This window comes from Halorhabdus amylolytica (assembly GCF_004944975.1).
GTDB classification, from domain to species: domain Archaea; phylum Halobacteriota; class Halobacteria; order Halobacteriales; family Haloarculaceae; genus Halorhabdus; species Halorhabdus amylolytica.
Genome location: NZ_SPQG01000001.1, coordinates 358,684 through 373,627, shown reverse-complemented (window position 1 = coordinate 373,627; position 14,944 = coordinate 358,684). Strand labels below are relative to the sequence as shown.

Below are 14,944 nucleotides of genomic sequence, written 5' to 3'. Positions count from 1 at the left end.
GGGGTGACTGTCGTCTCAGGGGTGGGCCGTTCCGACGGCATAGCGTTCGGCGTGACGGTCACAGAAGGGCGGATCGCGGAGCTGTGCCTCGATAACGTCCGGCTGACGATGCGGGTTCGAGAGCCGACAACCGGGTTCCTCACAGAATTCTTCACCCGTTTCGAGGTAGTGGTAGGCCTGGAGGGCGTACCCACACAGTGCCTCGGTCGTCCGGGGATCGTCCGCGACCAGGAATTCGCCCTCGACTTCGTTCTCCAGTACTTCCCGTGGCGGCGTATCTCCCGATAGCATGGCGTGTTTCTGCTGTTCCTTGTAGTAGTATTCGGGTTTTGCTGGGGCCTCGTAGAGCCCGGGGACTGACACCAGTGCCGGCTGCCCGAGGACGTTCACGCGCTTGTGCCAGCGCCCATCGTGATCGCCCCACGTTCCGAGGACGCGATCGACCAACGGGACGTGGAGATGGTCGAGACTGCGTTCCTCGGCTGGGAGCCGGCCCCACAGTGCCTGCTGAACAGCCAGACCGTCGTAGAGGACGCCCCCAGCCCGCTCGGGATGTTCGAGTACGCGCTGCTCGTAGCGGACGATCCCGAGCATCGTGTTACCCGTCTCGGGATCGTATGGGTCGAGCACCCTGGCCGCCGCGAACGCCTTTGGGAGGGCGTCGTCGGCAAATCGCGAGAGGAATCGGTCCCGGACGCTGACGCTGGCATCGACCCGTTCGGCCAGCCACTCGGCGATCGAATCGGCATCCGCTTCCGTCGTCGGTGCCCGATATAAGGTGACCTCTTCGACCATATTTAAAGGTGGTACCACTCGGTAAAACGAGTTGCGGACCGGCCATCATTTCTCTCAGGGGCGCGTGACGCGATCGATTCGATCCGACGGTCCGTCGTGGCGGGGTGGTTGCGTCGTTTCGGTCCGGAACCGACGACTGCTCCTGTCAGACGAACGCCGGACCGATGGGCTCTTGGTCCTCGGCCTCACGCCAGGAGTGAGCGGGTTCCCAGCCCAGATCCGTCCGGGCCTTCGCGGTCGAGAACGCGGCTTCCTCGCCCTCCAGCGCACAGCGGTCCGGCAGGTCACCGAACACTGTCTCGATGGTTTCGGTCGTCGGTCGACCGAGGTAGTTCTCCGCCGCCACGGCGAGGTAGGCCTCGTGGCCGTCGATATCGGCTTCAAGCGCCGCCTCGACGAGCGAGACGACGTCACGGATATCGATATACGACCAGAAGTTGCCAGATCGGTCTGCCGTCTTTGGGTCGAACCCGTCACGGACTGCTGTCAGGTCGTAGTCGCCGGGGTAGTTCACCCACGACGGCCGCAGCGAGGCGACCGAGATATCGTATTTCCGGACGGCCATGCGAGCGAGGTGTTCGCTCACGAACTTCGAGATGCCATACGGGTCTTCCGGGCGCTTCGGGTGCGCTTCGTCGATGGGCAGATAGTCCGGCAGGAACGGCGGGTCGGCGTAGGGCATCCCGTAGAGACTCTCACTCGAGGTGTAGACTACGTCGGCGTCGACGGTCCCAGCGGCCACGAACACGTTGTAAGCGGCCATCGCGTTCACGCGGAACGTCTCCGTTCCCGGGCGCTCACCCATTCTGGGGATGCCCGCACAGTGGACCACTGCATCCGGCCGGGTCGTCTGGATCAATTCGCGTGCCTGGCCGTGATCGGTCAGATCGGCCGCGAGAAAGCGCGCGTTGGTACGCTCGCCTGATGGCCGACGCAGGTCCACGCCGACGACAGCGTGGCCGTCGGCCGCGAGACTGTCGAGGACCCAGCTTCCGATGCCACCCGTCGCGCCGGTGACGAGGACGTTCATGTCCATTGCTCGTCCGGGGCCGTGTTAACGTCGTTGCTCGCCGCGACTGCGGGCGGAGCCGTACGGAGGGCACTTGATCGCGTTAGTCGTCAGCGGGTGCCTGCGTCGTCATGTCGACCGGCTCGGCGTCGACGCCGAGTTCGTCGAGTGCGATCTGGGCACCGCGTTTGCCCGACAGCAGCATGGCACCGAAGGTCGGGCCCATCCGCGGGAGGCCGTAGGTCGTCGCCGTGGCCATGCCCGTCGTGATGAGACCGTCGTGGACGAGACCAGTGTGTTCGACAACCGCGTCCTCGCTCTCGCCGACCCACATCGAGTCGTGGCCGGGCGAGTCGTGGCCGGGCGCGCCGTAGGTGTCCTCGTCGGTCTGGTCCATGCCGGCGTTGGTCTTCGAATCCTCGATGCCCGGCGCGTTCAAAACGCCCCGCTCGTCGAGTTTCTTGACGGCCATCGCGTCGTGGCCCGTCGCGTCGATCACGAGATCGGCCTCGACGGCGATCGGGTCGACGCAAGTGATCTCGCGGGGCAGTGCGTGAACGGGCGTCCAGTTCATGACGATCCCGCCGACGCGGTGGTCTTCGCGGATCACGATATCGGTGAACTCCGTCATGTTCTGCATCTTCGCACCCGCGTCACAGGCTGCCTTGATCAGGCCCGAACAGGCCTCCGGACCGTTGGCGACGTACAGTCCCTCGCTGTCCTGGGAACGCTTATAATCGACGTCGAGATCGTCGAGCACCTGCTGGGCGGGATCCCGGACAGTGACCTTGTTCATCAGGAATCCACCGAGCCAGAACCCGCCGCCGAGGTAGTTGTTCTTCTCGACGACCATCGTCTGGACGCCCCGTTCGGCGAGTTCCTTGCTCGCCATCAGCCCCGACGGGCCGCCCCCGACGATGATCACGTCGCTGTCGGAGAAGTCCATGAACTCCTCGGTCCACTCCTGGCCGATCGCACGCGTTACCTCCGCCTCGCCGACATCGCTGAACTGGTCGAACTTTGCGTCGCTCATACCACTAAGTGGTACCACTTGGTTAATGAAGTGTGTTTCGATGGCGGAGATAGTTCTCGTCGATGTTCGAGGAAGTGATTGCAGCAAGCACTGCGTTCCTACTCGCCGATCCGCTTCCGGGCGAGTCCGAGGGTCTGGGCTGTCGGGAGTTCCCAACCGTAGTTGACCGCAAGCAGGCGCGTCCCGACGACCATCGCGGCACAACCGGCGGCGGTGAGACTGGCCGACGTGTCCAGTATCGTCAACAGCCAGTAGGTGGTCCCGCCCAGGACCGCACAACTGGCGTAGAAGTCATCAAAGAGGATGAACGGCGAGCGATCCAACAGGACGTCAGCGTAGGCCCCCCCGCCGGCGGCGTTGATCGTCGCGACGGTGACGACGCCGAAGGCGTTGACGCCAGCCTCGGTCGCGACGATCGCGCCAGCGGTCGCGAACGCGGCCAGCCCGATCGCGTCGGCGACGAGCGTGATCGGGTGTTCGTCCGGCGATTGGAGTAGGACACTCAGCCCCAGAGCCAGCGAGACCCCAAGGACGCCAAGCCCCATTTCGCCGAGGTTCTGTAAGGCCAGGGGTGTCCGCCCGACCAGCACATCCCGCGTCGCACCGCCGCCGAAAGCTGTCACTAGCCCGACCACGCCGATACCGAAGATGTCGAACTCTTCACGGATGCCTTTGGCCGCCCCGACCAGGGCGAACGCGACGAGACCAACCGTGTTCATCACCGCGAAGGGGTCCAGCAGCGAAGCATCGAGGAGTTCGACCAGCACTGCCTATGCCCAGGGAGGCGGCCCCATTGAAGGCTCCGCTTCGGCTGCTGACGGTCGCGGTCGTCATCGGCTGCTGACGGTCGCGGTCGTCATCGGCTGCTGACGGTCGCGGTCGTCAGTAGCTGTGTCGTTTGCCGTGAAAGTAGACGGCACGTTCCCTCTCGGCGAGTGTCTCGCCGGTTTCGACGTCCTCGCGGGCTGTACACCGCCGGCGGTACTTCCGGAAGAACGAGAGCGGGGGTCCGGCGTAGAGGTCACCCCACTGATCGCCGCGGGCGACGACGATCCGCTGGTCGTAGGGTTCGCCGCAGACGGGACAGGTCTCGGAATCGCTACGGGTAGGGGGCATCGGGGACTGACAGCCCTAGGGTGACGATCCGGTTGTCGGTTTCGAATCCGGTCGGACGAATTACAGATCCTCTCACGCGTTGTCGGCGATGTCCGAGGAAGGGGTCGTGTCCTCCCCGACGACTGTCGAGACGTCGATGTCCTGAATGAGGTCGACCAGTTCGACCAGCTTCGGGAACGTGTAGATCGTCAGCGCGACGTCACCCTGGCTGGCAGTGAGCTTCGAGTCGATCACGAATGCGATGTCTTCGTCCGGCCACCCGCCCATCTTGTCTACGATGCCACCGGCCGGCCCGTATGCGAACGACGGCGTTGACATGCCGATCGTGGTATCCAGTACATTCGCCCAGCCGTCGATGTATCCACTCGTCATGATGTTGCCGACTTCCTGGATTGCAGAGCGCTCCATGTCGGTGAATCCCTCTCCCTCGCTCCCCTCGTCGCCGACGTCGCCGACGAGCATCCCTGCCAGCTGTTTGGCCTCTGTCGGGCCGAGCATGAAAAGGACGTACCCGTATGGCGGTTCGGTGAGTTCGACGTAAATGCCCACGCGTTTGCCGTCGCCCATGTGAGTCCGGACGTCCTCGATATCGAGGAAGTTGATCTTCGAGACGGCGATCTCGGTCTCGACGCCGGCCATCTGATCGAGGTGGTCCGAGACGGTTTCGGATCCCTCTCTGGCGATCTTGTTGAAGAGGTCCAGCTTCCGCACGTCGACTTCCAGACTCATACGTCCCCTTCCGCACGCGTCCACCTAAACACACCGGCCGTCGCGCCGACCCGATGCCGGCTCGGACTGGACGCTATTGTTCGCCGATGTCGACGTCGCCATCCCGGATCGCCCGTTCGGCGGCTTCGAGAGCGGTGTCCGGGTCAAACTCGTCGACAATCGTCCGGAGTTCGGTCTCCGGCTGCCCCTGCAATTCGCGGGCGTGGGCCGTTATGTTTGGGACCGCCCGGATCACGTTGTCGACGATCGGGACGGTCCCAACCTGTGCGGACCGCGACAGCGGGTTCAGGTCGACGACGATCTCGGTTTTGCCCATCTCTCCCAAGGCTTCGGCTCGATCGCCGTCCTCCAGCGGCACCACGACCACGTCCGCGTCGCCGATCCCGTCGGCGTCGACCTTCGCGCGTTCGTGATCGAGTCCCGGGATCCGGCCGTCGGCAGTCAGTCCCTTCACTTCGCCCGCTCCGTGCTCGCGGAGATGCTCAGCGATCGCTTCGATCCGTTCTTCCGTCCGATTGAACAAGTTCACCTCCAGGTCGGCGTCCGTCACTTCGGCGAGTTCGACGATTTCCGCCGGGACCAGTGCCGCGACGTTGCCGTTCACCGAGAGGACGGGGTGATCGGCCAGCAGGAGGTGGGCAGCCGCGGCGCGCTCGGCTCCCTCGGCGCTGTCGATCGTCCGCTCGCCGAGCAGATAGTCGAAGGCCTCCCCGCGACCCTGGGCGATCAGCCCCTGTCGGCTGGTGATGCCCTTCTCGACGCCTTCCTCGATTCGGTGCCGGGTCAACAGCGACTCGTAACGCGGGTGACTGTCCGGAACGTCGACCTCGCTCATGGATCCTGATCGGAGTTCGGGGGTGAAAAACGTCGCTACTGTTCGTTCCCGTCAGGATCGTCTAGCAGTTCGCCCTGCTCCTCGCCGTTCTCGACTTCCAGCGTCCCGCCGGTCGGATCGACCCGACAGACGTCGGGGTCGTATCCGGCCTCGGAGAGGCCGGTACCGACCGCGAACACCGTCTCGCCGAGCATCGCCATCGATGCTTCACCCCCGGCAGCCGTCACATCCTCTATCACGTTCCGGACCTCGGCCGTCAACAGGTCGGCCTCACGGGCGAACCGCCGGGAAGCGTACATGAACTGCTCGACAGTCGGTTCGTTCACCACTCGCGAGAGGGCGTCGGCACCCGCAGCCGAGAGCCGGTCGGTGTCGCTGCCGATCACGTCGGCCGTGTCCAGTTCGTCGAGCGTGAGATACTCGATCGGGGGTCGGGCCGGAATCCCGTCCAGATCGTTCGTCCCCGGTCCGCCGGCCTCCAGTCGAAGTACTATTCCCCCGCGAGCCTGGGCGACCACGTCACCGAGCCCGGTGCCCGCCTGTACCTCCGCGCCGTGAGCGATCGTCACGAGTTCGCTCGTCGAGAGCTCTCCCTCGAAGACCGCGTTCGCCCCGAGCGCCGTTCCCAGGGCCATCGCCCCCGAGACGCCGAAGCCGGCCCCGATCGGCAGATCGGTCTCGCCGATCACCGTCGCCTCCACGCCGAGGGCGTCAAGCACCCGATCGACGGCATCGATCTCGACGCCGACATCCTCTAAGACGACTGTCGTCTCCTCGGCCGGTCGGACCGTCACCCGCACTCCGTCGGTGAGTGTCAGGCCACCGCCACGGGACCCCGTCGTCGTCGGGTCGTCGGTTCGATCGACGGTGAAAAAGCCCGTGACGTGGCCCGGGACGAACGCCGTCGCCTCGTCGGTCATCACTGGGGATTCGACGCCCTCCCGGTAGAATCCTTCGGGATGCGCCCGGAAAGTCGCCAGATTGATGTGTGTTTACGTTGTCTTCGGCCGTATACATGCCGTCAGTCAGCGTCCGTCTCTCCGAGGCGGAGAAGACAGAACTGGAATCAGTCGCGGATCTTCTGGAGGAGGATCGAAGCACGACAATCAGGAAGGCCCTGCGGGAGGGCCTTTCGGACCTGCGGGTTCGCGTCGCCGTCGAGCGTTACCAGTCGGGCGACGTTGGCCTCGCCGAGGCTGCTCGGCTGGCGGACGTCACCGTCGCCGAGTGGCTGGCAGTTGCGCGCGAGCGGAATCTGACTATCCAGTTGACTCGCGAGGACTTGGAACGCGAGGTCGATGCCGCGGCGGACCTATGACCCGAATCTATGTGGGACCGGCTCCATTGACCGCGCTCGGAACGGTCGGCGAGACTGATCTTCTCGGTGCCTTCGAGGGCGAGATCGTCGTCCCCGAGATCGTCGCCGAGCAGGTTTCGACCGAACCGGCGAAGACCAACATGGAGAAGCTGCTCGCCGACGGCGCAGCGACCCGCGAGGCCGTCGACACCGAGCACGAAGGGCAGGCGACGAGGATCGTCGGCGTCGCGGAGCCGGTGATCGAAAGCCGTCTGCTGGAGCCGGTGTTGGCGGCCATGGACGAGGAGTCGTCGGCGGACGAACCGACGATCGGGCTTGTCGTCGACGACCGTCGCCTGCGCACGGTTGCCGAGGGACTTGGCGCGACAGTGACCGGGACGTTTGGAACCGTCGTCCGGGCCGCCAGCGAGGACAAGTACCTCAAAACAACACAGGCCAAGCGGATCGTCCGCCGGATCGACAGCCACGGCTTACACCTGACGGGCGAGTTGCGGGCGCAGGCGATCGGCGATCTCTGACCGCTGTGAGATCGAGCGACGCTACGGAGAGAGTCGCTGGCGATCCTGCGAGACTCACTTCGTTCGTCTCGCTGGCTCGCAGGTTTGTCGCCGCTCGCGTGTCGCTTCGCTCCCGCTCGCGTTTCGAGGCCTCATTTCGTTCGGCCTCGCCTAAGGCGACAAACGCTGCCGATCTCGCGGGAAGATGACCGCCTCGCGGATGTTCTCCAGGCCGAGCATCGTCATGACGAGCCGTTCGCCACCCAGTCCCCAGCCGGCGTGGGGCGGCATGCCGTAGTTGAACATCTTGGTGTAGTACTCGAAGGCACCCGGATCCAGGCCCTGCTGTTCGAACCCTTCGACGAGGTGGTCGTGACGATGTTCACGCTGGCCGCCCGAGACGAGTTCCATCGAGGGGTGCATCATGTCGAAACCCGTCGAGAGTTCGGGATCGTTGTCGTGATCCTTGATGTAGAAGGGCTTGATCTCGCTTGGCCAGTCGGTGATGAAGTAGTGCTCGCCGACTTCCTGCCCCAGAGCGTGTTCGCCCTCGGTCGGAAGGTCGTCGCCCCAGACGAGTACGTCGTCAAGTTCGCCCGTCGCGTTGATCCGTTCGATGGCTTCCTCGTAGGTGAGTCGTGGGAAGTCGCCCTCGGGGACCGTGAACGTCTCATCCAGCCCGAGCGTTTCAAGTTCCTCGGCGCAGTTCTCGGCGACGCCTTCGTAGGCAGCTTTCACGACCGTCTCACAGGCGTCCATCGCCTCGGTGTGATCGTAGAAGGCCGACTCGAAGTCGATCGAAGTGGCTTCGTTGAGGTGTCGGGGCGTGTTGTGCTCCTCGGCGCGGAAGATCGGGCCGATCTCGAAGACCCGCTCTAAGCCGGAGCCGACCATCAGCTGCTTGAACAGCTGGGGGCTCTGGTTCATGAACGCTTCCTGGCCGAAGTAGGTGATCGGGAACAGTTCCGTCCCGCCTTCGGTCCCGGTCGCGACGATCTTCGGCGTGTTGATCTCCGTGGCGTCCAGACTCCGGAAAGCGTCCCGGACGGATCGCAGGACTTCGGCGCGGATCTCGAAGATGGCCTTCACCTCGGGCTTGCGGAGGTCCAGCGTCCGGTTGTCCAGTCGCGTCGGGAGTTCGGCGTCGACTTTCCCGGACGGATCGAGCGGCAGTTCGGGATCGGCGGGGGCGATCACCTCGATGTCCTCGGGCGTGATCTCGACGCCAGTCGGCGCGCGCTCTTCCTCTTCGACGTCGCCTTCAACCCGGAGGACGCTCTCGCGGTGAACGTCGAGGGCTGTCTCGACGAGGTCCTCATCGAGATTGTCCTTCTCGATTTTGATCTGAATCTTCCCGGTCGTATCTCGAAGGATCAGGAAGGCGATACCACCCAGGTCCCGGATCTCGTGGACCCAGCCGGCGACAGTTGCGGTGTCACCCGGCTCGGCGTCTGCGGCGTACGTTCGATCGTGCATGTGTCGGTTCATTTTCGGGCTGGGGATTAAACTCCACTTATTCTCCTTTCCGACGGGCGCTCTTTGATCAGGTGGTGACTATCCTCTCCCGCCCGGGACGCTTGGACCACAACGTTTCTGTTCCGGGTGGCGCAATGATCCCCAATGGCCGCTCACGAACTCGACGACCTCGACAAAGCGATCCTGTATGCACTCCAGGACGACGCCCGTAAGATGTCGACGAGTACTATCGCCGAGCGAATGGACGTCGCGCCGAGCACTGTCCGGACCCGGATCAACTGTCTCGAGGAGGACGGCGTCATCGCGGGTTACCACACCGAGGTCGATTACGAGAGCACGGGCCTGCAGTTGCACACGCTGATCATCTGTACGGCACCCGTCCCCGACCGTGAGGAACTCGCCGAACGGGCCCAGGAGGTCGACGGTGTCGTCGCCGTCCGGGAAGTCATGACCGGCGTCGGAAACATCCACATCGAGGCTGTTGGCCTTGACGGTGACGACCTGAGCCGGATCGGCCGCGAACTCGACGAAATCGGGCTCACGATCGAGGACGAGGACATCATCCGCAACGAATACGAGACGCCGTTCAAAGGATTCGCCCTTGAGGAGTAACTAATTGAGCGGCTTCTCCTGGCTATTCTCGCCATCCTGCCCTGACTGCGGATAGCGGACGGTCGGTATGGACCGGCCCTCCGGATCGTCCAGAGATCGACTACAGATGGACTGTATCTTATCTTCTCTAACCATCTTTAGACGCGAAAGGGCCATATTTGCCATCATATATTGACGGAACGTCAATATAACCGCCTAGTTTATGGCGCTCCGTGAATAATGGGTGGATGTATGGATCACTACGATACGGCTGTCGTGTTCGATCGCGGAGATGTATCGGTCACCGAACCGTCGGGCCTCCCAGGAGCGTGCTCGCCAGGATGACCGAACCAGGGGCGGCACCGAGTGAGGTCATTGTCGTCGGCACGACGAGCGATGTCAGAGTACTGGCCGAACGACTGGACGAGTCGCGATCGGTTGTCTTTGTCACGGACCGTCGGGAGCAACATCGCCTGGCCGACCGGGCCGGACTTTCGACACACGTAACGTCGCTCGATGCCGGTCTCGGCGACGATGAACTGTCAGGTGACGTCGCCATCGTCGCCACCGACCGTGATTCGACGAACCTGCTCATCGCTCAGCACTTCCGCGTCGGCCACGACGTCGAGGCCGTCATCGCTCGGGTCAACGATGCAGACCGGAAAGTTGCCTTCGACGGAATCGCGACGGAAACAATCACTCCCGTGGATCTGTACGACCGGACCGTCCAGGAAACGCTGGAACCTCTCTAAGCTACGATGCCGAAAGAACTCGAACGAGATCTCGGATTACTGTCAGTATTGGCGATAAGTATCGGTGCGATGGTGGGCAGCGGTATCTTCATCCTGCCGGCGCTCGCACTGAAGATGGCCGGTCCAGCAGTGGTACTGGCGTACGTCCTGGCCGCACTGGTCGTGCTACCGGCGGCTCTCAGCAAGGCCGAAATGGCGACAGCGATGCCGGAAGCCGGCGGGACGTACCTCTACATCGAACGTGGGATGGGACCGCTACTCGGAACGATCGCGGGCATCGGAACGTGGTTTGCTCTCTCGTTTAAGGGTGCCCTGGCACTCGTCGGCGGTGTCCCGTATCTGTTGCTGTACTTCGAATTGCCGATCAAGCCGGTGGCACTGGCCCTTGCGGCCGTACTCATCCTCGTGAACCTCCTCGGGGCCAAACAGACCGGGCGCCTGCAGGTTATCATCGTCGGCGTCATGCTGGCGGCGATGGCCTGGTTCGTCGGCGGCAGCCTCGGCTCGATTCAAACTGCTTCCTTCGACGGGTTCCTGGGCTCGGGAGCCGGCGGTATCCTTGAGGCGACAGGATTCGTCTTCGTCTCCTATGCGGGGGTGACGAAGATCGCGAGTGTCGCCGAGGAGATCGAGGATCCCGACCGGATCATCCCGCGCGGGATGATCTGGTCGCTTGCCTTCACGACGTTGTTGTACGTGCTCGTCGTCGCAGTGATCGTCGGCGTCGATCCGGCGGGGATCGTCGGGTCGAACACGCCGGTCGCTGACGTGGCTCAGGCAACGATGTCCACGCCCGGTGTCATCGCGGTGATCGTCGCCGCGATCTTCGCGTTGATCAGTACTGCAAACGCCGGATTGCTCTCTTCCTCGCGGTATCCCTTCGCGATGAGTCGCGACGACCTCGCACCGCCGACGTTCGCGACGGTCAGCGACCGGTTCGGAACGCCGATCACCGCGATCACGCTGACCGGTCTGGTCATGCTGGCGTTGATCGCGTTCGTTCCGATCATGGACATCGCCAAACTCGCGAGCGCGTTCCAGATCCTCGTGTTCGTCCTGATCAACGTGGCCCTGATCGCGTTCCGGGAGAGCGACATCGCCTACGATCCCAGTTACGAGTCCCCGCTGTACCCCTGGCTGCAGGGCTTTGGCGTGGTCGGTGGACTCGTCTTGCTCACCCAGATGGGGCTGATCGCGTTCGTCGGTGCGATCGTGATCATCGTCGGCAGCGTCGGCTGGTACTTTGCGTACGCTCACCGCAACGTGGCCCGCGAAGGCGCACTCACTGACGCGATTCGACGTGATATCGACCGGCGGGCCGTCGAGGAGACCCGGTCGGTCTGTCACGACGCCGATGAGTCAGACGTGCTCGTGGCTCTCACCGAGGATACGACGGCGGCCGCCGAGGAACGACTGTTGGACGTGGCGATCCCGGTTGCTCGCGCCCGGGACGGGACAGTGACCGTCGTCCAGTTCGATCAGGTGCCCGACCAGACGCCGCTGTCGTACGCCGAGTCAACGCTCTCGACGGCTGATCAGGTATTCGAGGAACGGACGGCTGCGCTCGCAGAGGATGTCGGCGTCCCCGTCGAGTACGGCGAGATCGTCAGCCACGACGTCGACCGGACAGTGGCAAACGTCGCCGACCTCCACGGCTACGATCTGGTCGTCGTCGACGAATCCGGCCCGACCTTCACCGAGGGACTTTCGGACGTCATCTTCGGGCCAAACCGCTCGTTCGACGTACTGGGAGTCGACGCCGAGAGCCTCGACGGGATCGATCGTATTGCCCTGGTCGACGACGGCGGGCCGTTCGATCCCGAGAAGGTCCGGATAGCGAACCTACTCGCGACGGCCCGTAACGCGACGATCGAACTCGTCCACGGGATCACACCGGATGCGACGCAGGAACGGCGTGATTCAGTCGACAAATATCACGCCGAGATGGCCGATCTCTGTTCGGTTTTGACCGAATCGGCGATCGTCGAGAGCGACGACGACGCGGCCGCACTCGTTCGTGCGACGGAGGACGCTGACATCGTGGTCGTTGCGGATACCGGTGGCGCGGTCCTGCGTGACGGTCCCGGGGTCGACGTCGCGGAGCGCGGGAACGCTCTCGTGTTGCACCCGGGAAGCGACGGACAGCCCGGACTGATCGGTCGTCTCCTCCAGCGCGTCGTGTACTGATCGTCAGTACACGCGGTGTGTTCGGACGATCGGCCTACTGATTCAGACAGCGTGCAGAATCAAGCCGACAGTTCGGTCTGCCACTCCCGGATTCGATCAGCGCTGACACCCTGGACGTCGCCGGCGACGGCGTCGGGATCCACGTCCTGGAGGTCCTCGGGTGCCTCGACGCCGACGTCTTCGAGTTTCTCGGCAGTCGCCGGGCCGATTCCGTCGAGATCTTCCAGGTCTTCGACGGCGTTGCGCGCCTGGAACTCCTTGTAGTTGCAGATCGGACAGCCCAGTTCCCAGGGGTCGTCACTGTCATCGTGGACCTCGATGTGTGGCAGATCGTGGTCCTCGCAGGTCTCGTCGGTCACGACGATTTCTCCGCGACGGGGCAGCGGCAGCGAGTAGTCACAGTCGGGATAGCGCGTACAGCCGACCAGTCGCGAGCCCGATCGAAGGTGTTTGATCGCGAGTTTGCCCCCTTCCCCTTCGGCGGCTTCGCCGTCTCCCTTTCGTTGTCCCTCCGGCGCAGCGCTCCCTCCACACTCGGGGCAGTCCCCGATCACCTCGTCCTCGCTCTCGTCGGCTTCCTCGGCCTTGCAGCGTGGACAGCCGTGGACGAACGTGTCCCGACCCGCGAGCATCTTGACGTGCCGGAGATCGTGTTCCTCGCAGGTCTCGTCCATCACCTGGGGCTCGCCGGAACTTGGCAACGGGAGCGTGAACCGACACTCCGGGAAGCCGTCACAACCGACGAAATACGAACCCTGTCGGCTCCGTCGGATCAACAGGTCCTCGCCACACTCCGGACAGGGCCCGAGCGTCCGATCGGCTTTCAGCGACTCCTGGAGGAACTCGCCGATCTCCTCACGTGATGCACGTAGCTCCTCGAAGATCTCGCCGAGCATCTCCCGGGATTCTTCAGTCACTTCCTCCAGGGTTGCCTCGCCCTCGGTGATGGCGGTCATGTCCGTCTCTAGCTGGGCGGTCATCTCCTCGCTGACGACGTGATCGGCGTACTCCTCGGCAGCCGTGACGACTGCCTCTGCAAGTTTCGTCGGCCGGGGTGGATCGTTCTCGACGTATCCCCGGTCGTAGAGCTTCTCGACGATGTTGTGTCGCGTGGCCTTCGTCCCGATACCCATCTCTTCCATGTGCTGGATGAGCCGCGACTGGCCGTAGCGCCGTGGTGGCTGGGTCTGTTTGGCTTCGAGTTCGACGTCCTCGATCGACAGTTCGTCGCCCTCGCTGACCTCGGGCACGACGGTCTCGCCGGCCGAGGAGTAGGGATAGACCGCGTGGTATCCCTCTTCGAGCAAGCGTTTGCCGTTAGCCTTCAGCGACCGCCCCGAAGCGTCCGCGACGACCCGAAGGTGCGCCCAGGTCGCCGGCTCGGCCACGGTCGCGAAAAAGCGTCGGACGACGAGTTCGTAGATCTCCCAGGCGTCCGCGCCGATCTCGTCACGATCGGGAAGTTCGCCGGTCGGGTGGATCGGTGGGTGGTCTGTCGATTCTGTCTCTCCACGGGTCGGATCGATCTCCGCCTGGGCGAGCAGAGACTCCGCGTCGTCGCCGAACTCGTAACTGCCTTCGAAGGCACCCAACAGTTCCGCGGGGTCGAGATCATCCGGATAGACAGTGTTGTCCGTCCGCGGGTAGGTCAGGTAGCCGTCGGTGTACAGTTCCTCGGCCAGCGACATCGCGCGCTGGGCGGAGTATCCGAGCGAACTCGCCGCCGAGATGAACGCGGTCGTGTTGAACGGCGCGGGCGGGTCGTCGGTCCGCGTCCGGCGGCGGACCTCGGTGACAGTGGCCACCCTGGACTCGGAGAGATCGGCGTAGGCCGCCTCGGCCGTACTCTCCTCCCAGATTCGCTCGGCCTCGCTGCCGTCGTCGTCATAGAAGTACTGGGCCTCGAACCCTTGACCGTTTTTCGCGAGATCGGCGACGATCTCCCAGTAATCGTCGGGATCGAAGGCCTCGATCTCGCGTTCGCGGTCGACGATCAGCTTCAGCGTCGGGCTCTGGACCCGGCCGACCGAGATGAAGTCGTTGCCCAGTTGCTTGGCCGAAAGTGAGAGGAAGCGCGTCAGCGCCGCACCCCAGATCAGGTCGACGATCTGGCGGGCTTCACCCGCCGCCGCGAGGTCGAAGTCGATCTCGTCGGGGTTCTCGAACGCTTCCTTGACTTCGCGCTCGGTGATCGAGGAGAAGCGCACGCGCTCGACTCGCGTGTCGGTCTCCTCGCGGATCAACTCGTAGGCCTCCTTGCCGATGAGTTCGCCCTCGCGGTCGTAGTCGGTCGCGATGACGACCTCGTCGGCCTTCCTGGCCAGACTGCGCAGCGTCGCGACGATATTCTCCCGCGTGGGCGTCGTGACGACATCGGCGTCGATCAACTCGACTGGTTCGACGTCTCGCCATTCGGAGTACTCCGGCGGGAAGTCCACGCCGACGACGTGCCCCGAGAGACCGACGACGCGTTGGCCACCCCACCGGTAGACGTTGACGCCGTTCCGTCGCTCGGCACTCGCTGAATCGCCGCTCAATATCTCGGCAATCCGCCGGGCGGCGTTGTCCTTCTCGGTGACGATCAGGCGCACGCCCGATCACCACCG

The 14,944-nt window shown here is 64.0% G+C and carries 15 protein-coding genes; 5 read left to right on the top strand and 10 right to left on the bottom strand.

Features of this window, described 5'->3' with window-relative positions; all coding sequences use genetic code 11:
* Nucleotides 1-15: 15 nt before the first annotated feature.
* The 8 genes from E3374_RS01880 to E3374_RS01845 all read right to left on the bottom strand — a co-directional run bounded on the left by E3374_RS01880 (nucleotide 16) and on the right by E3374_RS01845 (nucleotide 6,437).
* Nucleotides 16-795, bottom strand: coding sequence for a DUF7001 family protein (locus tag E3374_RS01880; RefSeq protein ID WP_136687145.1), 780 nt, complete (start codon nucleotides 793-795; stop codon nucleotides 16-18).
* Between the two features lie 145 nt (nucleotides 796-940).
* Nucleotides 941-1,825, bottom strand: a complete 885-nt coding sequence (locus tag E3374_RS01875) for an NAD-dependent epimerase/dehydratase family protein (protein ID WP_136687143.1) — start codon at nucleotides 1,823-1,825, stop codon at nucleotides 941-943.
* An 82-nt stretch (nucleotides 1,826-1,907) separates the two neighbouring features.
* The gene (locus E3374_RS01870) at nucleotides 1,908-2,837 is read right to left on the bottom strand and encodes a sulfide-dependent adenosine diphosphate thiazole synthase (RefSeq protein WP_136687141.1); all 930 of its coding nucleotides are present in this window, start codon (nucleotides 2,835-2,837) and stop codon (nucleotides 1,908-1,910) included.
* Between the two features lie 98 nt (nucleotides 2,838-2,935).
* Nucleotides 2,936-3,556, bottom strand: coding sequence for a trimeric intracellular cation channel family protein (locus E3374_RS01865; RefSeq protein WP_211194897.1), 621 nt, complete (start codon nucleotides 3,554-3,556; stop codon nucleotides 2,936-2,938).
* A gap of 163 nt (nucleotides 3,557-3,719) precedes the next feature.
* Complete coding sequence (locus E3374_RS01860; RefSeq protein ID WP_136687137.1) at nucleotides 3,720-3,953, bottom strand: hypothetical protein; 234 nt, start codon at nucleotides 3,951-3,953, stop codon at nucleotides 3,720-3,722.
* A gap of 72 nt (nucleotides 3,954-4,025) precedes the next feature.
* Nucleotides 4,026-4,682 (bottom strand): chemotaxis protein CheC, encoded by a 657-nt coding sequence (locus tag E3374_RS01855; RefSeq protein ID WP_136687135.1) that lies wholly within the window; start codon nucleotides 4,680-4,682, stop codon nucleotides 4,026-4,028.
* A gap of 73 nt (nucleotides 4,683-4,755) precedes the next feature.
* The gene (locus E3374_RS01850) at nucleotides 4,756-5,517 is read right to left on the bottom strand and encodes a 4-phosphopantoate--beta-alanine ligase (protein ID WP_136687133.1); all 762 of its coding nucleotides are present in this window, start codon (nucleotides 5,515-5,517) and stop codon (nucleotides 4,756-4,758) included.
* A gap of 35 nt (nucleotides 5,518-5,552) precedes the next feature.
* Nucleotides 5,553-6,437 carry a pantoate kinase gene (locus E3374_RS01845; protein WP_136687131.1) on the bottom strand — a complete coding sequence of 295 codons (885 nt, stop codon included), beginning with the start codon at nucleotides 6,435-6,437 and terminating at the stop codon, nucleotides 5,553-5,555.
* A gap of 95 nt (nucleotides 6,438-6,532) precedes the next feature.
* On the opposite strand from E3374_RS01845, the gene E3374_RS01840 reads away from it, so the two are divergent.
* On the top strand, nucleotides 6,533-6,835 hold the full coding sequence (locus E3374_RS01840) for a UPF0175 family protein (RefSeq protein ID WP_136687129.1): 303 nt from the start codon (nucleotides 6,533-6,535) through the stop codon (nucleotides 6,833-6,835).
* Nucleotides 6,832-7,353, top strand: a complete 522-nt coding sequence (locus tag E3374_RS01835) for a hypothetical protein (protein WP_136687127.1) — start codon at nucleotides 6,832-6,834, stop codon at nucleotides 7,351-7,353. The genes E3374_RS01840 and E3374_RS01835 overlap by 4 nt, the downstream gene beginning before the upstream one ends.
* A 150-nt stretch (nucleotides 7,354-7,503) precedes the next feature.
* Here the strand turns inward: E3374_RS01835 and aspS are convergent, their stop codons facing one another.
* Complete coding sequence (aspS, locus tag E3374_RS01830; RefSeq protein ID WP_136687125.1) at nucleotides 7,504-8,808, bottom strand: aspartate--tRNA(Asn) ligase; 1,305 nt, start codon at nucleotides 8,806-8,808, stop codon at nucleotides 7,504-7,506.
* Between the two features lie 144 nt (nucleotides 8,809-8,952).
* Here aspS and E3374_RS01825 point away from each other — a divergent pair, with 144 nt between their 5' ends.
* The 3 genes from E3374_RS01825 (at nucleotide 8,953) to E3374_RS01815 (ending at nucleotide 12,338) form a co-directional block, all read left to right on the top strand.
* Entirely contained in the window at nucleotides 8,953-9,420 is a 468-nt protein-coding gene (locus E3374_RS01825; protein ID WP_136687123.1) for an Lrp/AsnC family transcriptional regulator, read from the top strand.
* A gap of 320 nt (nucleotides 9,421-9,740) precedes the next feature.
* Nucleotides 9,741-10,151 carry an NAD-binding protein gene (locus tag E3374_RS01820; protein ID WP_136687120.1) on the top strand — a complete coding sequence of 137 codons (411 nt, stop codon included), beginning with the start codon at nucleotides 9,741-9,743 and terminating at the stop codon, nucleotides 10,149-10,151.
* A gap of 6 nt (nucleotides 10,152-10,157) precedes the next feature.
* Complete coding sequence (locus E3374_RS01815; RefSeq protein WP_136687118.1) at nucleotides 10,158-12,338, top strand: amino acid permease; 2,181 nt, start codon at nucleotides 10,158-10,160, stop codon at nucleotides 12,336-12,338.
* A 59-nt stretch (nucleotides 12,339-12,397) separates the two neighbouring features.
* Here E3374_RS01815 and E3374_RS01810 read toward each other — a convergent pair whose 3' ends face one another.
* The gene (locus E3374_RS01810) at nucleotides 12,398-14,929 is read right to left on the bottom strand and encodes a DNA topoisomerase I (protein WP_136687116.1); all 2,532 of its coding nucleotides are present in this window, start codon (nucleotides 14,927-14,929) and stop codon (nucleotides 12,398-12,400) included.
* Nucleotides 14,930-14,944 lie beyond the last annotated feature (15 nt).